This window comes from Bordetella ansorpii (assembly GCF_900078315.1).
GTDB lineage: Bacteria > Pseudomonadota > Gammaproteobacteria > Burkholderiales > Burkholderiaceae_B > Bordetella > Bordetella ansorpii.
The window spans coordinates 170142-195348 of the sequence record NZ_FKBS01000029.1; the positions used below are offsets into that span (position 1 = coordinate 170142).

Here is a 25207-nt window from a genome sequence, read left to right on the forward strand (position 1 = left end):
CTCAAACCACGCCTCACCGGCAGCAGATCAATGAGAAGCGGCCAGGCCGCCTGCTGCTGACCGCGCCTGCGAAAGATGGCGCCGTATGGCCGCGACGATGTCCGCGTGCTGCACTGTCGCGCCTGCCTGCTGGATCGATGCCAACGACACGCGGCGCAACACGTCGACAATCCCGGCGCCTGTCAGGGCGTAATCGGTTGCGATGCCCGTGAAGTCGACGCCTTCGGCCAGTGACGGGCACGCTGAGAAAGCGTTGCGCCACAAGGCCAGGCGCTGTTCGGGGCCCGGCATCGGAAAATGGATGCAGGTTGGAAACAGACGCGCAAAAGCGCCGTCGCCCCCATCGTCCAGATGCGATGCGAGGATGACCACCCCAGGGAAATCCTCGATTCGCCGCAGCAGACGTGCCGCATTCGCCATGGCTGGCGAGCCGCAGGCCACCCGGCTCGCGGAACAAGGCGTCCGCCTCATCGAAGTACAGGATCCACCGGTGCCGCGAAGCATCATCGAAAAGACGCGCGACAGAGGCCTCGGCCGCCTCCGAGACTTCCGAAATCGCCTGCCGCGTATCGACGCGATAGACAACCTGGCCCATTACCTTGCCCAACAGCGCCGCGGTCAATGATTTGCCCGTGCCACGCTGTCCATGAAAAAAGCTGCGGCATCCAGGCCCGATATGGCGGGCAAGCTTCCCCATGCCGCGCAAGGCATCGGCATTGCGGATCCATGCAAGCAGCTCCTGGACATCCTCGCGCGTGTCCTGCGGCAACACCAGATCGCCCCAATCCAGCGAGGTGGTCATGCGGCGGCAGGCAAGCGCCCCCGGTAGGGCGTCATCCGGCGTCATGCCGGGCAAGAGACGGCTCAACAGTCCGCTGCCCGCACGCAACGGCGCGGCGAACCCATTCTGCGCAGGCGCCTGGACAATGGAATGCAGCAGTTGGTCTCGCTGCAGGGGATGCGCCGGATCCATGAGCCGTGCCAGATGCAGGCGGCGCTGCAGGCACAGGGTCCCGCCCACGAGAAACGCAGCCGTTTCGAAAGTCGGCCAGAAACCGGCATGAGGCCCATCCACCATGCCGCCGAATTCCGTGAACCCACGTCCGGTACGCTCGTTGCGCAAGAGCAGGAGGTCGAGCAATTGCGGACGCAGATAAGGCGCCAGGGCCAGGATCAGTACAAGGCGTTCGTCGAATGACGGCATGACCCTCCGGAGGATCTGCGCATACTCGGTGCTGTCGTCACCGAAGCCTGGCGCGGGAATCTCCGTGACGTCTTCCACGTCGCAGGGCTGCCCGAAGTGCAGGCGCACAGCCGTGTCCAGCACCCTCGCCAGCCAGTTCAGCTCCACATCGAGCACGCGAGCCAGCTCTGCCCCTCCAAGGGCGGATACCGTGCCATCCCCATCGCCCTTGCTACCCGGATCAGTAGCGGCACACTCAGCCATTGACGCCCCTTCCCTGTCGAGCGCCCGGCTTCAGCCGAAACGCAGATACAGCGTTGCCATCCAAGCGGCAAGACAGACCGCGATCACCGGATAGAACCATCTGCCGGCGGGCTTGCGTGCCTCGCCTTCGTCAGTGGCCCCAAGAACCCGCCAGGCGCGCCGGCACACGGCCAAGACGGCCAGGCCGCCGATGACCAGCGCGGCGAGGATCAGTACCTGATGCAGGCTCACGATGCGTCAACGCCAGCACACCGGGCGTGACACAGGCACGGCACCTTAGTGCACATGCTCGTCGATCACCAGATGCGCCATGCCGCGCTCGGTGGCGATGCCCACCTTCTGCCCCACCGGCAACGTGGCCTTGGTGGGAATATGACCATAAGGCAACCCCGTCACCACCGGCACCTTGACCGTGCGGCGCAGCCACTTCACCACCTCGGGCATGTCGAAGCCCGCGTCGTGCGGCGCCAGGCGGTAGTTGGAGAAATGCCCCAGCACGATGGCTTTCTGTTTATCCAGCACACCGGCCTGCGCCAATTGCGCCAGCATGCGTTCGACGCGGTACGGATGCTCGCCCACTTCTTCCAGGAACAGGATGCCGCGCGTCTTGGGGAAGTACGGCGTGCCCAGCAGCGAGCACAGCACCGCCAGGTTGCCGCCCCACAGCACGCCACGGGCATCCACGGAATCGGCGTCGCGCGTCTCGAAACTGAGGATCTCCAGTTCGCCGCGCATGATCTCGCCGAACAGCAGCGGCGTCAGTTCGTCCGGCTCGGCGCCGCCGAAATCGGCCACGGCGGAAGCGCCGCTGTAGCTGACGGCGCCCGTCTGCGCCAGCAGGGCCAGGTTGAAAGCCGTGAAATCGCTGAAGCCCACGAAGCGCTTGCCGCTGTCGGCCATGGCCTTCCAGTCGATGGCGGGCAGGATGCGCGACAGGCCGTAGCCGCCGCGCGTGGCCATCACGATGGGATGCTTCTGCTTGATGGCGCGCTCCAGGCCGGCGACGCGCTGCTTGTCGGTCCCCGCGAAACGCTGGTGCGTCAGCAAGGCGCCGCGGTCGACACGGGTCTGGAAGCCGTCGGCGGCCAGGCGCTGGCAGGCGAGTTCGACGGTGGCGGGATCCTGCACCGCCGAGGACGGCGAGACCAGGTAGATGCCGCCGGCCTCGGGCATGGGATGCGCATGATGGTGATCGTGGCCGCAAGCCTCACCGCATTCATGGCCATGCTCGCCGTGACCGGCATGCTCGTGGTCATGCCCATGGGCGGCATGAGCCTGCGCATGATCGCCATGCGCCGCGGCGGCTGCCTTGCCGCGCGTCTTCGTCGCCCGGGGGGCTTGGGTGATGCCGTCGTTCTGGGTACTCATTCGTTCGGTTCCTTGCGGCGGCGTTCCCGGAAGAAGCCGCGCAGTATGCTGCCGCACGGGTCGGCCAGCACGTTGCCATGGATATGGGTCTGGTGATTCAGTTGGGCGACCGCGCCCACGTCCAGCACGCTGCCACAGGCGCCGGTCTTGGGGTCGGGCGCGCCGTAGACGATGCGCGTCAGGCGCGCGTGCAGCATGGCGCCCACGCACATCACGCAGGGTTCGAGCGTGACGTACAGGCTGAAGCCCGGCAGGCGGTAGTTGCCCTGGCGCTGCGCCGCCTGGCGCAACGCGACGATCTCGGCATGGGCCGTGGGATCGCTGTCGGTGATGGTGCGGTTGTAGCCCGCGCCCACGACGTTGCCGGCGGCATCCACCACCACGGCGCCCACCGGCACCTCGCCGGCGCCCGCGGCCAGCATGGCCTGCTCCAGCGCCAGGTTCATCATGCGTTCGTCGATCTCGGCCTGCGTCTCGGCCGGATCATCGAGGGTCGTGCCGGTGCCTGCGGTCATTGCACTCTCCTTAGCCACGATACGCGCGCGATTCCAGCGCGATACGGCCGGCCAGGCTGTTGACCGCCGCTTCGAGCAACTGATAAAGCTCGGCCTGCTCGTCGAAACGCGCATGGTTGAGGTTGGACACGCGGCCGTCCTCGATGAAGCCCCAGGCCCGGCTGCGCTTGTCCTTGTGCTTCGGATCCCACACGCCGAAGGCGATGCCGCCGCCACGGCGCACCAGCGAAAAACACGGAATATCGGTATACCCGTCGCCCACGAACACCATCTGGTCGAACGGCACGCGCAGGCGGTCTTCGGACACCTTGCGGTTCACCTCGAAGGGCTTGCCCCGGTATTCGCGGCCGATGATGCCCTTCTGGATATGGAACAGGTAGCGTGTCTTGTCGGTGTAGCTGACGATGCGGCGCGGAAAGGTGATGCCGCCGTCTTCGCCATAGGCGAACTCGGACGCCCAGATCTCGGTGAATTCTTTCGCGATGGGCGTGTTGCGCACCACGTCGCCGATGCCGCTGGAGATCAGGTAGAACTCGAGCTGCACCTTGGGATGATCGGCCCGCACGGCGTCGCGCAGGCGCTGGAACAGCGTGGTGACGCCGTCGTGCAGCGGCAGGCTGGCGCCCCACTGGGCCAGGCGCTGCTGGGTGATGGCGCCGTGCTGCCCGCCGCGCGACAGCTCGATCATGCGGTACAGGTAGGCCGGCACCGGATCCCAATCCTGCTGCAACAGCAGCGGATCGACGGAATCCTTCCAGAACGCCGTGGTGTCGACGCCGATGCTGTCGAGAAAGCCCGTGGTGCTGTCCGGGGCCAGCGTATCGTCGAAGTCGAAGATCAGTGCGATGACGTCGGACATGGCGGGAGGCGGTATCAGTGAGACAGCCGCCATTTTGCCTCAACGGCGCGGCCTCACCAAAATTGGTAACGCTTTTGTCGACTGGCGCCATCGGGGTGCAGGGCAAAGGGATCGCGAGGCAACGGTGTGCAAACGGCTCATCATCCGCCCGGCGCGGTGAGCCTGCTTTGGGTTGAGCGGACAAAAAAAGCCCCCCACGCCGCGCCTTCGGCTTGCTGCCCCCCGAGGGGGCTTTTTTTGCCTTGGGGCGGCCCGGCGGCAAAAAAAACCGGGCAAATGCCCGGCTTCAAAGAAGAGCCCTTCAATGCAATGCGAGACTAGCGAACCGGCGGCGGGGCATAGCCCGGCGCCGAGCCCGGAGCAGGCGGAGGCGCCGGGGGAGCATAGCCGCCCTGGCCACCGGCCGGCGGCGGTGCATAGCCCTGGGCCGGCGTGGAAGGCATGGCGCCCGGCGTCCCCGCCGGCACCTGGATCACGGTCTCGCGCAGCACGCCGCCGCCCGAGACGCTGCCGATCACGCGGGTGGGCGATTGCATCTGCGTCATGCAGTCCTGCTGCTGCGAAGCCGGCAAGGCCGCGCAACGTTGCATGGCGTTCTGGTCGTAGCGGCCTTGCTGCTTGTCGTCCAGGCGGTTGCGGCGCGACTCCTGCAGCGCGGCGCCAGCCTCTTGCAGGCAGGTGCGGCGATCCTGGCTGGTCTGGCCGGCGTTGCAACGCTTGACGTCCTCTTGGTACTGCTGCTGCGCCGTGGTGGCCGACTTCTGGGCCATCGACACGGCGGGCGCGAGGGCGGCGCCCAGGGCCAGGGCGCCGCACAGGGTGGTAAGACGCGAAATAACGGAAGTCTGCATGGTTCCCTCCTGAATAACCGTCGGCGGGACAGGATGTCCGCCGCGAAGCTCACTCACCCTGATACGGTACGGGATTGCAACGGGACGGTCGCCCTGAAAATGTAACAAGCCCCGCTAAACCGTAAATGGGGGACGGCGCGTGAAAAGTGAAAAGCGCGGCGCAAACCATTCCGTGGCTCTCAAGGCGCGCCTGGACCCGCAGAGAAACCTACGCCTTATCCGCGGCGTCCTTTGCCGGCGGCGGCACGTCGTCACGGCGCCGCGTGCGGTACACCGCCGCGCGCATCAGCAGCATGGCCGTCACCGGCGAGGTCAGCAGCAACAGCAGCGCGATGACGATCTCGTGGAACACGAACCGGCCGGATTGCGCCGAGAACACCAGCGCCGAGGCCAGCAGCATGCACATCGCGCCCAGTGTCGAGCCCAGCGTCGGCGCATGGATGCGCATGACGAAGGTGCGGAACCGCACCAGTCCGACCGAACCGGTCAGCGCCAGCACGCCCGACAACACCAACAGGATCGAGGCCGGCAGCGCGGCCCACAGCGGGATATCGGTCATGGTTCGATCACCTCGCCTCGCAGCAGGAACTTGGCCATGGCGGTGGACCCGACGAAGCCGAACAGGCCGATCAGCAGCGCCACGTCGAAATACACTTCGGAGCCAGACCGCACGCCCAGCGCCAGCATGGCCAGCATGCCGTTGATGTAGAAGGCGTCCAGCGCCAGCACGCGGTCCTGCGCGGTGGGGCCGCGCAGCATGCGGAACGTGGCGAAGCCCATGGCCACCACGAAACACAACAAGGCGAACCAGGCGGCCCAGAAAAGCAGCGTGTTCATTCGAATACCTCCAGCAGGATGCGCTCGTAGCGTTCCCGGACCAGCGTGGCCCAGGCCGCTTCGTTCTGCAGGTCCAGCACGTGCAGGGTGATGCTCTGGCCGCGCTTGAGATCGACCACCACGGTTCCGGGCGTATACGTCAGGCAGCAGGTCAGGACGGCCAATCCGTGCGGGTCGCGCATTCGCAGCGGCACGGTGATGAAGCCGGGCGTCAGGTTGCGTCCCGGACGCCAGATCAGTTTCGCGACGGCGACATTGGATTTGACGATGTCCCAGAGCACCCGTGGAAACAGCGGCGCCAGGCGCCACAGCCTGTGTGGGCGGGCGCCCAGCGGACGCAGCCGCAGCGACGCCCAGGCCAGCCAGATGGCCAGCCCCGCGCCCAGCACGATCTGTCCGGCCGACCACGACTGATTCAGGACCAGCCACAGCACCAGCAGGAACAGCGGAAGAATGACGAATTGATCGCGCCGCATCAGTGGCCTCCCGCGCCCAGCGCACGCACCGGCGACTGGGCCAGCACCGCCTCGATGTAGGCCGAGGGCTGGTCCAGCGACTGCGCCGCCGCGTCAAGGTAGGCCGACACGGGGCCCGCTCCGGCCGACAAGGCCACGCACAGCAGGATCAGCACGCCGACCGGCCCGGCCTCGCTCCAGCGCAGGCGCGGCGTGGTGCGGTCGTCGGCGCTCCAGAAAATGCGGATGCCCACGCGCCCGAAGGTGACGATGCCCGCCAGGCCGGAGATCAGCACGCCGGCCACGAGAATCCAGGCGTCGAGGTGGCGGACCTGGTCGTTGGCGGCCGACACCGCCGCGGACAGCAGCGACAGCTTGGCGACGAAGCCCGACAGCGGCGGCAGGCCGGTGACCAGCAGCGCGCACGACACGAACGCCAGGCCCAGGAAGGCCATGGCGGCGGGGATGGCGCGGCCCACCACGTCGTCGGAGCGGTTCTCGGACAGTGGATCGTCGAGATGGAACGCATCCATGGTGACGGCCAGCACGTTGGCGCCGAAGGACTGCGTGCGCTCGATCAGCTCGGCCAGCATGAACAGCGCGGCCGTGGCCAGTACCGAGCTGATCAGGTAGAACAGCGCCGGACCGGTCAGCGTGACGCCGGGCATGCCCAGCGCGGTCAGCAGCGTGCCGGCGGACACGATCACGCAGTAGCCCGCCAGTTGGCTGAGTTGCTGCGTGGCCAGGATGCCGATGGCGCCGAACAGCAGCGTCGCCAGGCCGGCGGCATACATCCAGTCCAGGCTGAACGCGGCCGGGGCGCCGGTAGGCAGCAGCAGCGAGCCGATGCGCAGCAACGCGTAGATGCCGATCTTGGTCATGATGCAGAACAGCGCGCCCACCGGCGCGCCGGCCGCGGAATAGCCGCGCACCAGCCAGAAATTCAGCGGCCATGCGCCCGCCTTCACCAGGAAGGCCACGCCCAGGATGGCCGCCCCGGCCTCGAACAGATGGCGGTCGCCGCCGGTCAGCCCGCCCGCGCGTATCGCCAGGTCGGCCAGGTTCAGCGTGCCCGTGACGCCGTAGATGAGCGCGATGCTGATCAGCAGCAGGAACGAAGCCACCAGGTTGACGGCGATGTAGTGCATGCCCGCGCCCACCCGCGCCATGCCCGAGCCATGCAGCAGCAGGCCGTAGGACGCGGCCAGCAGCACCTCGAAGAACACGAACAGGTTGAACAGGTCGCCGGTCAGGAAGGCGCCGTTCAGGCCCATCAGCAGGAACTGGAACAGCGGATGGAAGTGCACGCCGGAGCGTTCCCAGCGCGGCAGCGAGTAGACCAGGCACAGCAGGCCCAGCACGGCGGTCAGCGCCAGCATGACGGCGGCCAGCCGGTCGACCACCAGCACGATGCCGAACGGCGCGGGCCAGTCGCCCAGCAGGTACACGCCGATGCCGGTGGGCCACGGGCCCTGCCCCAGGCTGTCGCCCGCCAGGACGAGCAGCGCCATGGCGCAGGCCAGTTGCAGCAGCACGGCGCCCACGCCGATCACGCCGCGCAGCGCGCGCTGCGCCTCGGGCATCAACATCATCATCGCCCCCGCCAGCAGCGGGATGGCGATGGGCAGAACGGGAAGGTGCGTCAACAGCAAAGACATCAAGATCGCGGCTCCCGTCCATCGACGTGGTCGGTGCCCGTCAGGCCGCGGGACGCCAGCAGCACCACCAGGAACAGCGCGGTGGTGGCGAAGCCGATGACGATGGCGGTGAGCACCAGCGCCTGCGGCATGGGATCGGCCATGACGGCGGGATCGACGGGCACGGCCGGATCGATGACCGGCGGATGGCCGACCGTCAGGCGGCCCATGCCGAAAATGAAAAGATTGACCGCATAGGACAGCAGGGACAGGCCCATGATGACCTGGAAGGTACGAGGACGCAGCACGAGCCACACCCCCGAACCCGCCAGCACGCCGATTGCGATGGCATAGACAGCTTCCATCAGGCTGCTCCCCCTTCGGTTGCGGATTGCGCGGCGGCCTGAGCATCGGCCGCCGCCTTGCGCTGCGCGCGCAGCGATTGGTGCGCCAGCGCCACCAGCACCAGCACGGTGGCGCCCACCACCAGCATGTACACGCCCACGTCGAACAGGATGACGGTGGACAGGTGCACCTTGCCGACGATGGGCAGCGGCAGATCCGCGGCCAACGCGGACAGGAAAGGCCGGCCGGCGAACCAGGCCATCAGCGCGGCGCCGCCCGCCGCCAGCAGGCCCAGGCCCAGCCAGTACTGCGGATTGAGGCGGCTGCGCGACTCGACCCAGTGCACGCCGCCCACCATGTACTGCAGGATGATGGAGGTGGCCATGATCAGGCCGCCGACGAAACCACCGCCGGGCTGGTTGTGCCCGCGCAGCAGCAGATAGACGGACACCAGCGCGGCGATGGGCAGGATCAGGCGCGCCAGCACGGCCGGCACCATCATGAAGCCCTCGGGAATGGGACGCCGCAGATCGGTCAGTTTTTCGGCGGCGCTGCCGTCCTGGTCGTACTGCTGGCGCGGCACGGCCACGCTCTCGGGCGCGGGACGGAAGCGGCGCAGCAGCGCGTAGACCGTCAGCGCCACGATGCCCAGCACGGTGATTTCACCCAGGGTATCGAAGCCGCGGAAGTCCACCAGGATGACGTTGACGACGTTGGTGCCGCCGCCTTCGGGCAAGGCATTGCGCACGAAGAAGGCCGAGATGGTGTCGCCAATGGGACGCGTCAGCATGGCGTAGGTCAGCGCGGCCATGCCGATGCCGGCCAGCGCGGCCAGCACCATGTCTCGCACGCGGCGCAGGCGGGCGCGGCCGCCCTTGCCGCCCTCGGCGCCCATGTCCTCGACGCGGCGCGGCAGCCAGCGCAGGCCCAGCAGCAGCAACACCGCGGTGGCGACCTCGACGGCCAGCTGGGTCAGCGCCAGATCGGGCGCCGAGAACCAGACGAACGTCAGGCAGACCGCCAGGCCCGCCGCGCCGGCCAGCGTGAGCGAAGCCAGGCGATGGTACTTGGCCTGGAAGGCCGCGCCCAGCGCGCAGACACTGCCCACGGTCCACAGCAGCAGGAAGGCGGGATCGGGCATCGACGGCGGCACGCCGCCCGACAGCCAGCCGCCGTCATGCAGCGGCAGCCAGGCCACCAGCAGCGTGCCAAGCACGATCAGCATCATCTGCACCTGCAGGCGCGTGGACGACACATGACGCAGCAACCAGCTCGAGCCCTGGCCAGCGGCTTCGAGCAGGTACTCGAAGGTGCGCAGCCCGTCGAAACGGTAGATGAACGGCACGCGGCCCGGATGGCGGCCCTGGTGGGCGCGCAGCGCCAGGTACAGCACGATGCCCACGCCCAGCGCCACGAAGCTCATCATCAGCGGCAGGTTGAAACCGTGCCACACCGCCAGGTCGTACTCGGGCATGGCGTCGCCCAGCACGCTGCGCGCGGCCAGTTCGAGGAACGGTCCCACGGTATAGGCCGGCAGCACGCCGACCACCAGGCAGGTGAACACCAGCAGCGCGCTGGGCAGCAGCATCCAGCGCGGCGGCTCGTGCGGCGCACGCGGCAGGTCTTCGGCAGGCGGCGGGCCGAAGAACACCTGCACGATGAAGCGCAGCGAATAGGCCACGCTGAAGGCCCCGGCCAGCGTGGCCAGCGCCGGCAGACCGATCTGAACGGCCCAATCGCCGCTGACGAAGGTGGTTTCGGCAAAGAACATCTCTTTCGAGATGAAGCCGTTGAGCAGCGGCACGCCCGCCATCGACGCCGCCGCCACCATGGCCAGGATGGCCGTGATGGGCATGGCACGATACAGGCCGCTTAGCCGCGTGATGTCGCGCGTACCGGTTTCATGGTCGACGATGCCGGCCGCCATGAACAACGAGGCCTTGAAGGTGGCATGGTTGACCATGTGGAAGATGGCGGCCACCAGGCCCAGGGAGCTGTTGAGCCCCAGAAGCAGCGTGATGAGGCCGAGATGGCTGATCGTCGAGTACGCCAGCACGCCCTTCATGTCGCGCTGGAAGATGGCGGCATAGGCGCCCAGCACCAGCGAGCACAGCCCCGCCCCGCCGATGATCCAGAACCATTCGTCGGTGCCCGCCAGCACCGGCCAGAAACGCGCCAGCAGGAATACGCCCGCCTTCACCATGGTGGCCGAATGCAGGAAAGCCGAAACCGGCGTAGGCGCGGCCATGGCGTTGGGCAGCCAGAACTGGAACGGGAACTGCGCGCTCTTGGTCAGGGCGCCGAACGCGATCAGGCCCAGGACCGCCACGTACCAGGGGTCGGCGCGCACCTGCGGACCGGACTGGAGCACCACATCGAGATCGTAGCTGCCGGCGATGTAGCCCAGGATCAGCACCCCGGCCAGCAGGCTCAGGCCGCCCGCCGCCGTCACCGTCAGCGACATGCGCGCGCCGCGGCGCGCATCGTGACGATGGTGCCAATAGGCGATCAGCATGAACGAGGCCAGGCTGGTCATTTCCCAGAACAGCACCAGCTGGATCAGGTTGCCGGACAGCACCAGCCCCAGCATGGCCGCCATGAACGCCAGGAAGAACGAGAAGAACCGGGGCACCGGATCCTTGGGCGACATGTAGTAGCGCGCATACAGCACCACCAGCGCCCCCATGGCCGACACGATGAACGTGAAGAGCCACGCAAATCCGTCCATGCGCAGGGTGAAATGCAGCCCCAGCGCGGGGGCCCATGGCAGATCTATCCGTATGATCTCGCCCGCCGCTATCTGCGGATACAGCAGAGCGGTGATGACGGCACAGCCCAGCGCGACCAGGCCGGCCAGCCAGGATTCCGCGTTGCGGGCATTGGCGGGCAGCATGGCTGCGCACAAGCTGCCGGCGAACGGCAATGCGAGGATTAGGATTAAAAGCATGGGACTCCGGCGGTATCACCCGGAAAATATCAGATTATTTCCAGTCATGCATGAATGTCGGCGAATACGCCCCGTTCGATGCATGATGCCGACAAGATCGACGCCCCTAAGGTAACTGCCGGACAGGCACGCCCATGTCTTTCCAATCCTGCGGATGGCAGGTGAAAAGCAGGATCTGATGGCGGGACGCGGCATCGAACAGCGCCCGCTTCATCAGGTCCCGGCGGCCTTCGTCGGCGTGCACGAGGGCGTCGTCCAGGATCAGCAGGGTCGGCCGGCCCGCCTCGCGCAGCAGATCGGCGTAGGCCAGGCGGGCCAGTACGCCCAACTGCTCGCGGGTGCCGAAACTCAGCGCCCCCAGGGTGTCTTCTTCTCCCCCTCGACGCAGGCCGGCGGGCAACAGGGCATCGTCCAGGCGCAACTGGGCGCCGGGCATCAGCAGGTTCAGATAGTGGCCCAGGCGGCGCGCCAGCGGCTCCAGCAGGCGCTGGGTGGCGGCGGTGCGCCGCTCGCCCAACAGGCGCCACAGCAGGTCGAGGGCAGCGGCGCGCCGGGCGAACTCGGCTCGGCGGCGCGACAGGCGCTCGACCTCGGCGCGGGTTTCCGCCAGGCGTTCGCCCAGGCCTTGGGCCCCCGCCTGCTCCAGTTTGCCCTGCAACTGCAGTAGTTCGGTATGGCGGGTCTGCTGGGCCTCGCGCGCCAGGGTGGCGGAGCGCTCGTAGCGTCTCAGGTCCTGCTCGAGCAGGTCGGGCTGCTGGCGGGCCAGCGCCTCGTCGGCCTGGGCGACGCGCATGCGCAACGTGTCGGCAGCGGTCTGCGCATCGGCCAGGCGAGCATCGCGGGCCTCGCGCTGGGCCTGGCGGGCCGGATCGGCCGCTTCGGCACGCAGGGTGTCCAGTTGGGATTGCAGCAGGCGCGCCTGGGCCTGCATGGCCTCTTGATTGGACTGGGCCGTCGCCAGGGCGGCATCGGCCTGGCGGCTGGCGGCTTCCGTCTCTTGCAGCGTCTGCACGGCCGAAGCCTCGGAAATAACCGAATTTGAGTCACTTTCGCCGACGTTCTGCGTAGCAGGCAGTTTTTCCTGACGCTCGACCAGCCGCGCCAGCCGCACAGCATGTTCGTCGATGGAGGATCGCAAGGCATCCGGACCGTTCGGCGCGTGGATCCGGAGTTCCCGCTTCAGGGCTTCCAGGTCATGGCCGCTGCGTTCATGACGACGCGCACGCGCCTCGCCCTCTTCCAGCGAGGCAACGCCCAGCCGGGCCAGGCACGCGGTGCGTTCGGCCTGGCGCGCGGCCAGCTCGGACACCAGCGCGGGCAGATCCTTGCCACCGGGCTCGATGCGCAGCAGGCCCACGCCCGGAATACGCAACTCGGCCGCGCCGGTCAGCAGCGTGTCCCCCTCGCCCGTCAGCCGCTTGCCGTCCAGATCGATGCCGATGCCCGTGTCCAACCGGTGATGGATGCGGGTGGCCACGGCCTGCTGTTGCGCCAGCAGGGTCGCCAACGCCTGCTCGAGCTTGCGCAGCCGGGCCAGTTCGGCCGGATCGGTTTCGTCGCGGACGCGCTCGGCCTGCAAGGCCTGCATTTGCCGGGTGACGCGCTCGGCTTCGGTCCAGGCCTCGTCCAGGCGCCTGCCTTCGCGCTGGTGCTGGGCAATCTGTTCGTCCAGGTCGCGCCGGGCGGCGTGCGCCTGCGCCTGGGCCAGTTGCGCCCGGGCCTGCTCCAGCCGCGCGGACTGCGCCTGCGACGCCGCGCGGTGCCAGGCGGCCGTCTCAGCCGCCTGCCCGGCCGCCGAACGGGCCTCGGCCACCTGGCCGTCGAGCGCCGCCAAGGCCTGGGCATCGCGCTCATCGCGCGCGGCCTGCTCGCGCAACAGCGCCAGCGTCCCCGCGGCCTGGTCCTGCTCACGGCGCAGGCTGGCCAGGCTGTCGCGTTCCCGCGCGATGCCGGCCAGGCGCTCCCGCGCCTGCGCAGCGCGGGCTTCGAGATCCGCCCAGGGGGCTTCGCGCTGCGTGCGGACGTGTTCCGCCCGCAACCGCTCCAGGCGGTCGACGTCGGCATCGAGCTGCGACTTGGCCTGCTCCAGTTCCGTGCGGCGCTGCTCGGCCTGGGCATACGCTTCCTCGGCCTCGCGCCAGGCGCCCTTGGGTTTGCCGCTGCGGGCATCCAGCAATTCGGCACGCTCGGCGGTCACGCGATCGAACAGGCGATCGCCGTCATTGGCGGCCAGTTCGCCCGTCAATTGGGTGAGGGCTTCGCGCAGATGCGTGGCGGCGTGCCCCGCCGGCTCCAGCAATTCCTGCCCCTGCCCCTGGGCGATCCACAGCAGGCCCGGCACGCCGGCGTGTTCGGGCTTGCTTTGCCCACGGTTGGGAAACTCGAAGCCCAGCAGCGCGGCCAGCGCGTTCTCGGCCTCTTCGCCTTCCAGGCGCCGGGCACCGCCATCGATCGTCAGCTCGCAGCGTGCGCGCGACAGGAAATACTTGCGCAGCACATAATCGTGGCCGTCGTGGCTGAAGGCCAGTTCCACGCCGGGACGCGCGCCCGACACGCCCCACGGGGCGAAATCGGTCACCGTGCTGGTCTTGTAGCGTTCGAGGAAAGCTGCACGGATGGCGGTGGCGTAGGTGCTCTTGCCCGCTTCGTTGGGGCCGGCCACGATGTTCAGGCCGTCCTGCAGGCCGCTCAGCTCGACGCCATCGCGGAAGCGGCGGAACGATTCCAGGGCGATGCGTTCGAGCTTCATGCGGCCCCCGCCGCGGAGGTTTCGCGTTGCAGACGCAATAGCTGGCGCAGGGCCTCCCGGGCAACCTCGGCTTGCGTCAGGTCTGCCCGGCCGGCTACGGGCTGCATTCCCCCCGCTTGTGCGCCACCGGCCTCGTCCTCGTGTTGCATGGCCTGCAATCGCGCGGCCACCTCGGCCACATAGCCGCCCGCCTGCAAGGCGGCCAGGTCGGCGGCCTGGGGTTCCAGGCTGAGGGCGGTGCTGTCGCACAGCAAGGCACGGGCGCGAGCGCCAGCCCGGTCGATGGCGGCTTGCAGCGCATCCCAGTCGGTCAAGGTGGCTTCGCCTTCGATGACCAGGCGCAGCACCGCATCGGCCTGCACCTCGTCCAGCCTGCTGGCCAGGGTTTCGGCATCGGTCTGCAGCGCCAGCCGCTCATTCCACAGGGCCCATTGGTAGCGGCCGATTTTCTCTTGCCGCACGTCGGGTTGGGCACCTGGGGCGGACACGCTGACGTCCAGCACATACCCCGGCGCGTTGCCCCGAAAACGGTCCTGTTCCGGCGTACCGGCATACCAGGTGCGCGGGTTGGTCGACAGGCAGCCGTGCCAGTCGCCCAGCGCCAGATAATCGAGCTTCGCGCGGTCGGCGCGGTCGGCGGCAATGGGGTTGGTCGAGTCGATATCGCCAGGCAGGTGGCCTTCGACGCTGCCGTGGGCCAGGCCGACGCGGATCAGGCCCGGGGCGGTTTCGAGAGTGTCGAAGGGCTGCGTGACGTCGTCGTAGGTGTGTCGCTGGGTCAGCGGCGCGGCCAATACCGCGATGCCGGCCTCTGGAAGCTCGATGACGCCGCAGTGATCGGCGATGTGCACGTTGCCGGGAATGCAATCCAGTTGGCGGGCGCGGGTCCAGACGCTTTCGGCCAGCATGGCGTCGTGGTTGCCGGCGATCATCACCCAAGGGCCCGAATAGGCCTGCAGCGCGCCGAACAGCCGGCGGATGGTGCGGTCGGACACGGCCTGCGTATCGAAGACGTCGCCCGCGACCAGGACGGCGTCGACTTTCTTCTGCACCGCCAGATCGGCGATGCGCGCCACCACGTCGATGCGCGCCTCGGCCAGGACAGCGGCGTCTTCCTGTTCGAACTGGCCGTATTGACGGCCGATCTGCCAGTCGGCGGTGTGGAGGAAATGAGGCATGAGGACCTGGCTGGGCGATGGCAGGACATGATAGAGCAAGGCCCGCCGCGATGGTGTCAAAAGCATCCATCCGCGGCGTCTCCCCCTGCGATCACGGGCGGGATGTCATGTCCACGGCATGCCGAGCGGGTGGGGCGCGCCCCGCTGCTCAACCTGCCGGAACAAGCCGGCGGTGCACCGGCACCGCGTCTCGAAGATAACGCGACAGCGCCAGGTCGTCCGTACGTATGCCGGGCTGACTGCCCGTGATCAGATCAGCCGTCACCCGCCCCGACCCGCACGCCATCGTCCACCCCAGCGTGCCATGCCCCGTGTTCAGGAACAGATTCCGATAGCGCGTGGCCCCGATGATCGGCGTGCCATCCGGCGTCATCGGCCGCAGTCCCGTCCAGAACTCGGCGCGCGGCAGGTCGCCGCTGCCGGGATACAGGTCCGACACCACGAACGCCAGCGTGCGCCGCCGGGCTTCGCGCAGGCTCAGGTCGTAGCCAGCGACTTCGGCCATGCCGCCCACCCGGATCCGGTTCTCGAACCGGGTGACGGCAATCTTGTACGTCTCGTCCAGCACGGTCGACACGGGCGCAGCCGATTCGTCGATCAGCGGAATCGTCAGCGAGTACCCCTTGAGCGGATACACCGGCAGATCCAGCCCCAGCGGCCGCATCAGGTCCCGCGAGTAGCTGCCCAGCGCCACGACGAAGCGATCCGCGCGCAGCATCTCGCCGCCGACGCGCAAGCCCGTCACCTCGCCGTTGCGGGTTTCCACGCCTGAAACCGACTGGCCGAAACGAAACTCGACACCCTGGGCGCGCGCCAATTCGGCCAGCGCCAGCGTGAAGCGGCGGCAATCGCCCGTCTCATCGTTCGGCAGCCGCAGTCCGCCCGTCAGCTTGTGGCGCGCATGCGCCAACCCCGGCTCGGCCGATTCCAGCCGGTTCGCGTCCAGCAGCTCATACGGCACGCCGCATTCTTCCAGCACGGCGATATCCCGCTGCGCCGCCTGCATCTGCTTCTCGGAGCGGAACAACTGCAACGTCCCCCGGGTGCGCTGTTCGTACTGGATCCCGGTCTCGGCGCGCAGCTCGCGCAGGCAATCGCGGCTGTACTCGGCCAGCCGCAGCATCCGCTCCTTGTTGACCGCATACCGCGCTGCCGAGCAATTGGCCAGCATCATCGCCAGCCAGCGCCATTGGTACCACGAGCCATCCGCCCGGATCGCCAGCGGCGCGTGCTTCTGGAACAGCCACTTCACCGCCTTCAGCGGAATCCCGGGTGCGGCCCACGGCGTGGAGTACCCCGGCGACACCTGCCCGGCATTGCCGTAGCTGGTCTCGGCCGCGGGCCCCTCCCGACGGTCGATGACGGTGACCTGGGCGCCCTGGCGCGCCAGGTAATACGCGGTCGTGGTGCCCACCACGCCGCTGCCCAGAACGATGACATGCATGGAATTCCCCGTAAATTTCATTGTGATGACGAATTAACGTAGTCTATGGCCGGATATACCAGGGAAATCACTAAACTATTACTATTAAGCAGTGAATTCCTCTGCCAATTTTCCTCTTCCAGCCCTGGCGAAGTGAAATGCGCGAACTCGACCGTCTCGACCTCAAGATCCTGGATGTTCTGCAACGCGAAGGCCGCATTTCCATTGCAGAATTGGCGCAGCGGATCAGCCTGTCGGCCACTCCGTGTTCCGAGCGCGTGAAGCGCCTGGAGCGCGAAGGGGTGATTACGGGCTACCATGCTCGGGTGAACCCGGCGGCGCTCGGCAAGAACTTGCTGGTGTTCCTCGAGATCAAGCTGTCGGCCAAGTCCGGCGACGTGTTCGACAAGGTGCGCAAAGAGCTGCTGTACGTGCCCGAGGTGATGGAATGCCACCTGGTGTCCGGCGATTTCGATTACTTGGTCAAGGCGCGCCTGTCCGAGATGACCGAATACCGCCGCCTGCTGGGTGAAATCCTGAAGCGCCTGCCGGCCTCGGCCGAATCGCGCAGCTATGTCGTAATGGAAGAGATCAAGGAAACGCTGTTCCTGCCCGTGGACCGCTGACACGCCTCGCGTCGATGCCGACATCGGGCTCCGCCGCCCCAATCGCCATGATGCCCTCCCCCATGAATGCCATTTCCGAAGGCGGCATCCACATTGCCGCCAGCACCATCATCGCGGCCGATGCCGCGCATACCCAATTCCAGGAATACGCCCGGCAACTGGGCGTGCAGGAGTACATCGCCGAAACCCGCATCGAGGCCGGCGCCACGCTGGCGCTGACGCCCACCGACGCGCTGCGCGAACGCGCCCTGCAGGACGGCGGCACCATCGGCCTGGCCAATGCGCTGGGCCTGGACACGCAGGACGAAGCCGACCTCGACCGCGAGATCCTGCTATCGATGCTGGCGTGCCCGGTGCCGTTCGTGTTTCCCAACCACGAGGAACTGCTGTCGGCGGTGCGCATCCGCCGCCGCATCGTGCAAGGCGCGCGGCGCACGGCGCTGGCCTTCGACACCGAGGCCGCGGAACGTCCGGCCGGCTACTGGACCTACGACACCGAGCGCGGTTTCACCGTCCTGCCCGGCAAGTCGCTCATCACGGCGCTGCAACTGGCCACGCAACCCGAGGAAGGCAGGCTCTACGCCTTCTCGTGCTATCGCGCCACCGAGTACGTCACCGTGCTGGGCATTGCGCAAGAGCTGGAGCAGGTGAATCCCGAACAGTACGGCCGCCTGCAACAACAATGGGAAACGCGCGCCGTCATGTCGGGGCGCTTCCACGAGGTATTCCTGCGCGAGTACGGCTCGCTGGACGATCCCCTGCCGCCCGGCTATTACGTGCCCGGCGACCGGCTGTGGTTCCGCAATCCGGACTCGCATTCGTCCAATATCGAAGGGTACGAAGGCTCGTGGGTGTTCTACCTGGGCAGCGGCCTGTTCAACAATTTCTGGAAGCGCGATCAGCCCTATACGCTGACCGCCAAGTGCGTCGAGATCTACCACTGGCGCCACGGCGCGCGCACGGACGCCTCCGGCAAGCTGGCGATGGACGAATCCGTGGTCGAGGCGCGTTCGGCCGTCACACTGGCCGATCCGGACGAAACCGCGCGGGTGCTCGACCGCATGCTGCGCATCCGCGACCCGCAGGGCGTGTACGAGGAAGGCGGCTGCATCGATGCCACGCGCGAGTGCGCGCGCTGGGTGCGGCCGGGCACCTCGGACATCGTGCTGCCGGACTTCCCCGCCTAGGGCCTGTTCACACTAAAAGGAGCCTCGCATGCGAACAGAAACGTGCGAATGGCAAGGCGCGAAGCGCAGCCGTGGTGGTACCACGGCGAGCATTCGCAACGCAGACAGGCGTACGTTTCTGTTCGCACCCTTCGGGCAGCCGGGCAATCGGGCGGCAGGCGTCGTTGCGCAGGCCTTGCGTGGATCAACCACGCGGCAGCCCGCACGCCTAGCCTGCCGCCCGATTGCCCGGCTGTGCGAGGCTCCTTTTAGTGTGAACAGGCCCTAAGGACGCCCGACGCTTCCATGCCGATCGCGCGTCCCCTTGGTGCGGGATGCGCTGCGGCGGATCCAAAGGCCCGCGGGCCACAGCCGCGGACCGCCAGTAGACATGCCCATGCCCACGACTTCCGTTGACACCGCCAATCGCGCCGCCCTGCTGGCCAGCCTGCCCGATTCCGAATGGGACATCGTCGTCATCGGTGGCGGCGCCACGGGGCTGGGCACCGCGGTGGATGCCGCGGCGCGCGGCTATCGCACGCTGCTGGTCGAGGCGGTGGATTTCGCCAAGGGTACGTCCAGCCGCGCCACCAAGCTGGTGCATGGCGGCGTGCGCTATCTGGCGCAAGGCAACGTGGCGCTGGTGCGCGAGGCCCTGCACGAACGCGGCTTGCTGGCGCGCAACGCGCCGCACCTGACCTGGCCGCTGGGCTTCGTGGTGCCGGCCTATGGCCTGTTCGACCAGCCCTTCTATGGCGCGGGCCTGAAACTGTACGACATGCTGGCCGGCAGCATGAACCTGGCGCCCAGCCGCTGGCTGTCGAAACGGCAGACGCTCGAACACGTACCCACCCTGTCCACCACGATGAGCGGGCGGTCGCTGCGCGGCGGGGTGCTGTACTACGACGGGCAGTTCGACGACGCCCGCCTGGCGATCGCGCTGATGCGCACGCTGCAGGACCTGGGCGGCACGGCGGTCAACTATCTGCGCGTGACGGGACTGACCCACAATGGCAGCCGCATCAGTGGCGTCACCCTGCAGGATGCGCAAGGCGACGCGGCGTTCGCGCTGAAAGCGCGCTGCGTGATCAATGCCACGGGCGTCTGGGTGGATGCCGTGCGCCGCATGGACGACGCGGGCGCGGCAGGCATCGTGGCGCCCAGCCAGGGCGTGCACCTGACGCTGCCGCGCGACTTCCTGCCGGGCCGCGACGCCATCCTGGTCCCCAAGACCGACGACGGCCGCGTGCTGTTCGTGGTGCCCTGGAACGGGCACACCCTCGTGGGCACGACCGACACGCCGCGCGACGACCTGCCGCTGGAGCCGCGCGCCGAATCGCGCGACGTGGATTTCATCTTGCAGACCGCCGCCCGCTATCTCAGCCGCAAACCCTCGCGCGCGGACGTGACCAGCGTGTGGGCGGGACTGCGCCCGCTGGTGAAGGCGTCCGCCGACGCGTCGACCAAGTCGCTGTCGCGCGAGCACACCATCGCCGTATCGCCATCGGGCCTGGTGACGGTGACGGGCGGCAAATGGACCACCTACCGCCGCATGGCGCAGGACGTGGTGAATACGGCGGTGTCGCATCAGTTGCTGACGCCCGCGCCGTGCAAGACGGAAACGCTGGCGCTGCATGGCGCGACCGACATGCTGGGCAAGCCGGGCAGCGGCATGCCCGCGCCGGGCACGCCCGACGCCTGTTACGGCAGCGACCTGCCCGCGCTACGCGCCTTGCCCGGCATCGACCGCATGCTGGTGGCCGGCAGCGGGCTGACGGAGGCGCATGTGCGCTACGCCGCGCGCCACGAGATGGCGCGCAGCACCGAAGACGTGCTGGCGCGGCGCAATCGGGCGTTGTTCCTGGATGTGGCGGCGGCGCGGCAGGCGGCGCCGGAGGTGGCGCGGTTGCTGGCCGAGGAGTTGGGCCTGGATGCCGCGCGGCAGGCCAGCGACGTAGCGGCCTTCGAGACGGTGGCCGCGCAATATCGGCTGGATTAGGCATCCGATGTCGCAGGGCTCATCAGGAACGCTTCCCCGGCGAGCACGAACACATCGCTTTCGTAGTGGAACGTCCATTTAGCCGGACGGGCTGACCCGCCATGCATCAATCCCGCTTCAGGCAATCCAGCAGCGCCTTGGCCGCCGGCTCCGACGAGGCGGGATTCTGGCCGGTGATCAGCATGCCGTCCCCTACGATGTACGGCTGCCAGTCGTCACCACGCTCATAACGCCCACCCAGCTTTTTCAGTTCGTCTTCCACCAGGAACGGCACGACGGCGGTGAGCTGCACCGCGTCTTCCTCGCTGTTGGTGAATCCGGTGACCTTGCGTCCCGCCACCAGCGGGCCGCCATCCGATGCCTTCACATGGCGCAGCACGCCCGGCGCATGGCAGACCGCCGCCACGGGCTTGCCGGCGGCCAGCATGTTCTCGATCAGGGAAATGGAACGCGAGTCTTCGGCCAGATCCCACAGCGGCCCGTGGCCGCCGGGATAGAACACCGCGTCGAAATCCGCCGCGCGGATCTGGTCCAGCGGCGCCGTGGCGGCCAGCAGCGCCTGGGCCTGCGGATCGCCGGCGAAGCGGCGCGTGGCGTCGGTCTGGGCGTCGGGCTCGTCGCTTTTCGGGTCCAGCGGCGGCTGGCCGCCCTTGGGCGAGGCCAGCGTCAGCGAGGCGCCCGCGTCCGCAAAGACGTAATACGGCGCGGCGAACTCTTCCAGCCAGAAACCGGTCTTGCGGCCGGTGTTGCCCAGCGTGTCGTGCGAGGTCAGGATCATCAGGATCTTCATGCGGGAGACTCCGAGTCTGGTCCGGGCGGACGCTTGCAAGGCAACTCTACTACATGCGGAAAAAGCTGTGGATCGGACATCGTCCGCTTATTCGATGGCCATCGGAAACTTTGCCGTCTCAAACCTATGATCGGGATCAGATTGGTTTTCCATTGGTGCCCGCATGCGTACTTTTGATATCCAAGAGGTTGAATCGCAATTATCCAAGCTGCTCGAGCAGGCCGCCACCGGCGGACCTTTCATCATTACCAGGGCTGGCCACCCAATCGTCAAAGTCTCGCCGATCAAATCGCAAGAGAATACAGAGCGCAAGAACAGGCTCGGCTTCTTTCAGGAACGCCTCGTCATACCCAGTGATTTCGATCAAATGGGCGCTCAACGAATCGCGGGGTTGTTCAGCGGCGATGAGCGATGAACATCGCGCTGGGCCGACAATGGGGCAGCCATGACGACCCGGCGTATGATGCCTTCATCCGCTAGCCTTCCGCCCACCATGACCGTCTTCGACCGCCTGCAGCAACTGCTGTCCGACCACAACGTTCCCTTCCGCCTGCTCGAACACCCGCCCGCAGGCCGTTCCGAGGAAGTCGCCGTCATCCGCGGCACCGAAGTCAGCCAGGGCGCCAAGGCCCTGGTGTGCCGCGTCAAGCTCACCTCGACCCTGCGCCAGCACGTGCTGGCCGTCTTTCCCGCCGACCGGCAGGCCGACCTGGACGCCATTGCCGCGGCCGTCGGCGGCAAGAAGGCCTCGCTGGTGGACCACGACCTGGCGCGCGAACTGACCGGCTGCGAGATCGGCGCCATCCCGCCCTTCTCGTTCAACCCCGAATTGACCCTGCTGGTGGATCCGACCCTGCGCACGCGCCACGACGAGATCGTGTTCAACGCGGGCCGGCTGGATGCATCCATCCTGATGCCCACGGAAGACTACTTCCGCGTGGCCCAGCCCAGGCAGGCGACCTTCATCCGGCCGTAACCGCGGACGGAGACCGCCATGTGCCTTGCCGTACTCGCCCTGCATCAGGTGGCCGGCCTGCCGGTGCTGATGGCCGCCAACCGCGATGAGTTCCATGCCCGCCCCACGGCGCCCGCCGCGCGCTGGGAGGGCGATGGACCGGCCGTATACGCCGGGCGCGACCTGCTGGCCGGTGGCAGTTGGATGGGCGTGACCGAGACGGGCCGATACGCCGTCGTCACCAATTTCCGCGACCCGTCCACACAGATGGCCGACGCGCCCTCGCGCGGCGCGCTGGTCGAGGCCTATCTGCGCGGCACGGACAGCCCATCCGGATACCTGATGGCGGTCGCCCGCGAAGGCCAGCGCTACAACGGCTTCAACCTGATCGTCGGCGACGCGCACGAGGCCTGGTATTACGGCAACCGGGGCGCGGCGCCGCATGAACTGCCCCCCGGCGTGTATGCACTGTCCAACCACCTGCTGGACACGCCCTGGCCCAAGCTGGCCCGGCTGAAAGCGGCGTTCACCGAGGTGATCGCGCGGGCGCCGCAACCCGACCTGCCGGCGCTGTATGGCGCGCTGGCCGACCGCTCTCCCGCCGCCGACAGCGAACTGCCCGATACCGGCGTGGGACTGGAGCGCGAACGCATGCTCAGCAGCCCGTTCATCGTCAGCCCCCACTACGGCACACGCGCGTCCTCGATCCTGGCATTGCACGCAGATGGCCGCGGCGAACTGCACGAACGCGGTTTCGACCCGGCGGGCACGGCTAGCCGGGACACCGACCTGGCTTTCCACTGGAAGAACCGCGGCTGATTTTTCGGGCCGCTTCCGGGGCGCACGGCCTTCGACCCGTTCCGCCACCGCGGCGCCGCGACGTCTCCCTCGAGATCGCGCGCGGGTTCCACCCGTTCACGTTCAAGTACCCACAAGCTGGCCGCAACGGGTTGCGGCCATTCCGCACGCACACGCCGTAGGGGATTTCACCTAAGCCCCTGCGCCCGCCGCGCTCCCGGGGGCATCGCCATACTGCCCTCTCTCATAGGGAGACGGCCCGGCGCGCCGCAAGGTTTCTACTTTCAGCAAGCCTAATTTGATGAAACTCTAATTGTTGTCCTGGATCGCCTTCTCTAGACTTTTTTACACATCAGGGGGCAGCGCACTTTTCCGCAGGTTCCGACAACGGAGCAGGCCAGGAACGGCGTGACTGCCAAACCACAACAAGGGGAGCGTCGGTAGGGATACCGCCGCCACTCGCCTCGTCTCGAGGGGATATGTTTTCCTACACCTGTAGGCGTCTTTTGATGACGCTTCCGGTCATGCTGTTCGTCGCCGTCTTCGTCTTCGGCCTGCTTGACCTTGCTCCCGGCGATCCGGCCGCCCTGCTCGCGGGCGAAGACGCCACGCCCGAGCACATCGCCCAGATCCGCGCCAACCTCGGCCTGGATCAATCCTTCCCCGTTCGCTTCGGCCACTGGATCTACGCCGTGGCGCATGGCGACCTGGGCCAGTCCATGTATACCGGCCTGCCGGTGTCGCAGATGATCGCCCAGCGCATCACGCCGACGTTCACCCTGATGGTGATGACGCTGCTGATCTCGGTGATCCTGGCCATCCCGATGGGCACGCTGGCCGCCTGGAAGCACAACCGCTGGCAGGACCGCAGCGTGATGATCTTCGCGGTGCTGATCTTCTCGGTGCCCTCGTTCGTGGTCGGCTACATCCTGGCCTGGGTGTTCGGCCTGCAACTGCGCTGGTTCCCGGTGCAGGGCTACGTGCCCTTCTCGTCCGGCTTCTTCGCCTCGCTGCACACGCTGATCCTGCCGGCCCTGGCGCTGGGCAGCGTGTACGTGGCGCTGATCACCCGCATCACGCGCGCCACCATGCTCGAGACGCTGTCGCAGGACTATGTGCGCACTGCCCGCGCCAAGGGCGTCGACAACCGCACCCTGCTGTTCCGCCATGCGTTGAAAAACGCCGCCGTGCCCATCGTCACCGTGGTCGGCATCGGCGTGGCGCTGCTGATCAGCGGCACCGTGGTCACCGAAACCGTCTTCTCCATTCCGGGTCTGGGCCGACTCGTCGTCGACGCCATCCTGCGCCGCGACTATCCCGTCATCCAGGGGACCGTGCTGCTGTTCAGCTTCCTCTACGTGATCGTGAACCTGCTTGTCGACCTGCTCTACCGCGCCTTCGACCCGAGGATCAAATACTGATGAAACGCCTCCTGACTTTCCTCAAGGGGCAGCCGACGATCCTGATCGGCCTGTTGCTGCTCATCGCCCTCATCCTGATGGCCGTCCTCGCGCCGTGGGTGGGCACCCTGGACCCCACCGCGCTGAACCCCGTCAAGCGCACGCAAGGCCCCAGCGCCGACTTCTGGTTCGGCACCGACCTGCTGGGCCGCGACGTGTACTCGCGTGTCGTCTACGGCGCCCGCGTGTCGCTGATCGTGGGCTTCTCGGTGGCCATCTTCTCGACCCTCATCGGCACGGTCATCGGCCTGGCCGCCGGCTTCACCAAGTGGGTGGACGCCATCGTGATGCGCATCATGGACGGCTTCATGTCCATTCCGACCATCCTGCTGGCCATCGCGCTGATCGCCGTGACCAGCCCGTCGATGAAGAACGTGATCGTCGCCATCACCATCGCGGAAGTGCCGCGCGTGGTGCGGCTGATCCGCGGCCTGGTGCTGACGCTGCGCGAGCAGCCCTATGTGGAAGCCGCCGTGGCCTCGGGCGCCAGCACGATGCGCATCATCGCCAAGCACATCTTCCCGAACACGGTCGCGGCCCTGACGGTGCAGGCCACCTACATCTGCGGCGTGGCGATCCTGGCCGAGGCCAGCCTGTCCTTCATCGGCGCGGGCGTGCCGCCCGCCACGCCGTCGTGGGGCAACATCATGGCCGAAGGCCGCGCCCTGTGGCAGATCAAGCCCTACCTGATCGCCTTCCCCGCCCTGTTCCTGTCGATCACCATCCTGGCCATCAACATGCTGGGCGACGGACTGCGCGACGCCATCGATCCTCGCATGACCCGCAGGAGCGGTGAATGAAC

Annotated in this window: 24 protein-coding genes; 8 read left to right on the plus strand and 16 right to left on the minus strand. The window is 67.6% G+C overall.

Features of this window, described 5'->3' with window-relative positions:
• Positions 1 to 13 precede the first annotated feature (13 nt).
• The 15 genes from A7W11_RS27650 to A7W11_RS22615 all read right to left on the minus strand — a co-directional run bounded on the left by A7W11_RS27650 (position 14) and on the right by A7W11_RS22615 (position 16632).
• A complete protein-coding gene (locus A7W11_RS27650; RefSeq protein ID WP_162270305.1) occupies positions 14 to 1360 on the minus strand; it encodes an AAA family ATPase in 1347 nt (448 codons plus the stop codon).
• A gap of 117 nt (positions 1361 to 1477) precedes the next feature.
• A complete protein-coding gene (locus A7W11_RS22550) occupies positions 1478 to 1678 on the minus strand; it encodes a hypothetical protein (protein ID WP_066419621.1) in 201 nt (66 codons plus the stop codon).
• Positions 1679 to 1723: 45 nt separating this feature from the next.
• A complete protein-coding gene (locus tag A7W11_RS22555; RefSeq protein ID WP_066419623.1) occupies positions 1724 to 2815 on the minus strand; it encodes an LD-carboxypeptidase in 1092 nt (363 codons plus the stop codon).
• Positions 2812 to 3330 (minus strand): tRNA adenosine(34) deaminase TadA, encoded by a 519-nt coding sequence (tadA, locus tag A7W11_RS22560; RefSeq protein ID WP_082887435.1) that lies wholly within the window; start codon positions 3328 to 3330, stop codon positions 2812 to 2814. The genes A7W11_RS22555 and tadA overlap by 4 nt, the downstream gene beginning before the upstream one ends.
• A 10-nt stretch (positions 3331 to 3340) precedes the next feature.
• The gene (locus A7W11_RS22565) at positions 3341 to 4189 is read right to left on the minus strand and encodes an HAD family hydrolase (RefSeq protein ID WP_066419625.1); all 849 of its coding nucleotides are present in this window, start codon (positions 4187 to 4189) and stop codon (positions 3341 to 3343) included.
• 317 nt (positions 4190 to 4506) lie between these two features.
• Positions 4507 to 5040: a hypothetical protein gene (locus A7W11_RS28315; RefSeq protein WP_066419627.1), complete on the minus strand. Its 534-nt coding sequence runs from the start codon at positions 5038 to 5040 to the stop codon at positions 4507 to 4509.
• Between the two features lie 208 nt (positions 5041 to 5248).
• Positions 5249 to 5599, minus strand: a complete 351-nt coding sequence (gene mnhG, locus A7W11_RS22575) for a monovalent cation/H(+) antiporter subunit G (RefSeq protein WP_066419629.1) — start codon at positions 5597 to 5599, stop codon at positions 5249 to 5251.
• Positions 5596 to 5877 carry a K+/H+ antiporter subunit F gene (locus A7W11_RS22580; protein WP_066419632.1) on the minus strand — a complete coding sequence of 94 codons (282 nt, stop codon included), beginning with the start codon at positions 5875 to 5877 and terminating at the stop codon, positions 5596 to 5598. The genes mnhG and A7W11_RS22580 overlap by 4 nt, the downstream gene beginning before the upstream one ends.
• Positions 5874 to 6353, minus strand: a complete 480-nt coding sequence (locus A7W11_RS22585) for a Na+/H+ antiporter subunit E (RefSeq protein WP_066419634.1) — start codon at positions 6351 to 6353, stop codon at positions 5874 to 5876. Before A7W11_RS22585 ends, A7W11_RS22580 begins: the two co-directional genes overlap by 4 nt.
• Complete coding sequence (locus A7W11_RS22590) at positions 6353 to 7990, minus strand: monovalent cation/H+ antiporter subunit D (RefSeq protein WP_066419636.1); 1638 nt, start codon at positions 7988 to 7990, stop codon at positions 6353 to 6355. The genes A7W11_RS22585 and A7W11_RS22590 overlap by 1 nt, the downstream gene beginning before the upstream one ends.
• Positions 7990 to 8334, minus strand: a complete 345-nt coding sequence (locus tag A7W11_RS22595; RefSeq protein WP_066134168.1) for a Na+/H+ antiporter subunit C — start codon at positions 8332 to 8334, stop codon at positions 7990 to 7992. The genes A7W11_RS22590 and A7W11_RS22595 overlap by 1 nt, the downstream gene beginning before the upstream one ends.
• Complete coding sequence (locus tag A7W11_RS22600) at positions 8334 to 11261, minus strand: monovalent cation/H+ antiporter subunit A (RefSeq protein ID WP_066419638.1); 2928 nt, start codon at positions 11259 to 11261, stop codon at positions 8334 to 8336. The genes A7W11_RS22595 and A7W11_RS22600 overlap by 1 nt, the downstream gene beginning before the upstream one ends.
• 106 nt (positions 11262 to 11367) lie before the next feature.
• On the minus strand, positions 11368 to 14010 hold the full coding sequence (locus tag A7W11_RS22605; RefSeq protein ID WP_066419639.1) for an AAA family ATPase: 2643 nt from the start codon (positions 14008 to 14010) through the stop codon (positions 11368 to 11370).
• Positions 14007 to 15188 (minus strand): metallophosphoesterase family protein, encoded by a 1182-nt coding sequence (locus A7W11_RS22610; protein WP_066419641.1) that lies wholly within the window; start codon positions 15186 to 15188, stop codon positions 14007 to 14009. The genes A7W11_RS22605 and A7W11_RS22610 overlap by 4 nt, the downstream gene beginning before the upstream one ends.
• 148 nt (positions 15189 to 15336) lie before the next feature.
• Positions 15337 to 16632, minus strand: coding sequence for a D-amino acid dehydrogenase (locus A7W11_RS22615; protein WP_066419643.1), 1296 nt, complete (start codon positions 16630 to 16632; stop codon positions 15337 to 15339).
• 137 nt (positions 16633 to 16769) lie between these two features.
• Here A7W11_RS22615 and A7W11_RS22620 point away from each other — a divergent pair, with 137 nt between their 5' ends.
• The 3 genes from A7W11_RS22620 to A7W11_RS22630 all read left to right on the plus strand — a co-directional run bounded on the left by A7W11_RS22620 (position 16770) and on the right by A7W11_RS22630 (position 20402).
• Positions 16770 to 17237, plus strand: coding sequence for a winged helix-turn-helix transcriptional regulator (locus A7W11_RS22620; RefSeq protein ID WP_066419645.1), 468 nt, complete (start codon positions 16770 to 16772; stop codon positions 17235 to 17237).
• 62 nt (positions 17238 to 17299) lie between these two features.
• On the plus strand, positions 17300 to 18424 hold the full coding sequence (locus tag A7W11_RS22625) for a hypothetical protein (RefSeq protein WP_156523207.1): 1125 nt from the start codon (positions 17300 to 17302) through the stop codon (positions 18422 to 18424).
• A gap of 370 nt (positions 18425 to 18794) precedes the next feature.
• Positions 18795 to 20402 carry a glycerol-3-phosphate dehydrogenase/oxidase gene (locus tag A7W11_RS22630; protein ID WP_066419649.1) on the plus strand — a complete coding sequence of 536 codons (1608 nt, stop codon included), beginning with the start codon at positions 18795 to 18797 and terminating at the stop codon, positions 20400 to 20402.
• Positions 20403 to 20508: 106 nt separating this feature from the next.
• Here A7W11_RS22630 and A7W11_RS22635 read toward each other — a convergent pair whose 3' ends face one another.
• Entirely contained in the window at positions 20509 to 21192 is a 684-nt protein-coding gene (locus A7W11_RS22635) for a type 1 glutamine amidotransferase domain-containing protein (protein ID WP_066419650.1), read from the minus strand.
• Positions 21193 to 21355: 163 nt separating this feature from the next.
• On the opposite strand from A7W11_RS22635, the gene A7W11_RS22640 reads away from it, so the two are divergent.
• The 5 genes from A7W11_RS22640 (at position 21356) to A7W11_RS22660 (ending at position 25205) form a co-directional block, all read left to right on the plus strand.
• Positions 21356 to 21607: a type II toxin-antitoxin system Phd/YefM family antitoxin gene (locus tag A7W11_RS22640; RefSeq protein ID WP_066419651.1), complete on the plus strand. Its 252-nt coding sequence runs from the start codon at positions 21356 to 21358 to the stop codon at positions 21605 to 21607.
• 78 nt (positions 21608 to 21685) lie between these two features.
• Positions 21686 to 22168, plus strand: coding sequence for a YbaK/prolyl-tRNA synthetase associated domain-containing protein (locus tag A7W11_RS22645; RefSeq protein ID WP_066419652.1), 483 nt, complete (start codon positions 21686 to 21688; stop codon positions 22166 to 22168).
• Between the two features lie 18 nt (positions 22169 to 22186).
• On the plus strand, positions 22187 to 22966 hold the full coding sequence (locus A7W11_RS22650; RefSeq protein WP_066419653.1) for an NRDE family protein: 780 nt from the start codon (positions 22187 to 22189) through the stop codon (positions 22964 to 22966).
• A gap of 458 nt (positions 22967 to 23424) precedes the next feature.
• Complete coding sequence (locus A7W11_RS22655; protein ID WP_066419654.1) at positions 23425 to 24366, plus strand: ABC transporter permease; 942 nt, start codon at positions 23425 to 23427, stop codon at positions 24364 to 24366.
• On the plus strand, positions 24366 to 25205 hold the full coding sequence (locus A7W11_RS22660) for an ABC transporter permease (protein ID WP_066419656.1): 840 nt from the start codon (positions 24366 to 24368) through the stop codon (positions 25203 to 25205). The genes A7W11_RS22655 and A7W11_RS22660 overlap by 1 nt, the downstream gene beginning before the upstream one ends.
• The last annotated feature ends 2 nt before the right edge of the window (positions 25206 to 25207 follow it).

Coding starts and splice junctions, on each gene's coding strand:
- A7W11_RS22655 (WP_066419654.1), top strand. CDS start 23,425: ATGTTTTCCTACACCTGTAGGCGTCTTTTGATGACGCTTCCGGTCATG.
- A7W11_RS28315 (WP_066419627.1), bottom strand. CDS start 5,040: ATGCAGACTTCCGTTATTTCGCGTCTTACCACCCTGTGCGGCGCCCTG.
- A7W11_RS22635 (WP_066419650.1), bottom strand. CDS start 21,192: ATGAAGATCCTGATGATCCTGACCTCGCACGACACGCTGGGCAACACC.
- A7W11_RS22630 (WP_066419649.1), top strand. CDS start 18,795: ATGCCCATGCCCACGACTTCCGTTGACACCGCCAATCGCGCCGCCCTG.
- A7W11_RS22660 (WP_066419656.1), top strand. CDS start 24,366: ATGAAACGCCTCCTGACTTTCCTCAAGGGGCAGCCGACGATCCTGATC.
- tadA (WP_082887435.1), bottom strand. CDS start 3,330: ATGACCGCAGGCACCGGCACGACCCTCGATGATCCGGCCGAGACGCAG.
- A7W11_RS22565 (WP_066419625.1), bottom strand. CDS start 4,189: ATGTCCGACGTCATCGCACTGATCTTCGACTTCGACGATACGCTGGCC.
- A7W11_RS22625 (WP_156523207.1), top strand. CDS start 17,300: ATGAATGCCATTTCCGAAGGCGGCATCCACATTGCCGCCAGCACCATC.
- A7W11_RS22650 (WP_066419653.1), top strand. CDS start 22,187: ATGTGCCTTGCCGTACTCGCCCTGCATCAGGTGGCCGGCCTGCCGGTG.
- A7W11_RS22615 (WP_066419643.1), bottom strand. CDS start 16,632: ATGCATGTCATCGTTCTGGGCAGCGGCGTGGTGGGCACCACGACCGCG.
- A7W11_RS22645 (WP_066419652.1), top strand. CDS start 21,686: ATGACCGTCTTCGACCGCCTGCAGCAACTGCTGTCCGACCACAACGTT.
- A7W11_RS22610 (WP_066419641.1), bottom strand. CDS start 15,188: ATGCCTCATTTCCTCCACACCGCCGACTGGCAGATCGGCCGTCAATAC.
- A7W11_RS22600 (WP_066419638.1), bottom strand. CDS start 11,261: ATGCTTTTAATCCTAATCCTCGCATTGCCGTTCGCCGGCAGCTTGTGC.
- A7W11_RS22595 (WP_066134168.1), bottom strand. CDS start 8,334: ATGGAAGCTGTCTATGCCATCGCAATCGGCGTGCTGGCGGGTTCGGGG.
- A7W11_RS22605 (WP_066419639.1), bottom strand. CDS start 14,010: ATGAAGCTCGAACGCATCGCCCTGGAATCGTTCCGCCGCTTCCGCGAT.
- A7W11_RS22585 (WP_066419634.1), bottom strand. CDS start 6,353: ATGCGGCGCGATCAATTCGTCATTCTTCCGCTGTTCCTGCTGGTGCTG.
- A7W11_RS22620 (WP_066419645.1), top strand. CDS start 16,770: ATGCGCGAACTCGACCGTCTCGACCTCAAGATCCTGGATGTTCTGCAA.
- A7W11_RS22555 (WP_066419623.1), bottom strand. CDS start 2,815: ATGAGTACCCAGAACGACGGCATCACCCAAGCCCCCCGGGCGACGAAG.
- A7W11_RS22580 (WP_066419632.1), bottom strand. CDS start 5,877: ATGAACACGCTGCTTTTCTGGGCCGCCTGGTTCGCCTTGTTGTGTTTC.
- A7W11_RS22640 (WP_066419651.1), top strand. CDS start 21,356: ATGCGTACTTTTGATATCCAAGAGGTTGAATCGCAATTATCCAAGCTG.
- mnhG (WP_066419629.1), bottom strand. CDS start 5,599: ATGACCGATATCCCGCTGTGGGCCGCGCTGCCGGCCTCGATCCTGTTG.
- A7W11_RS22590 (WP_066419636.1), bottom strand. CDS start 7,990: ATGTCTTTGCTGTTGACGCACCTTCCCGTTCTGCCCATCGCCATCCCG.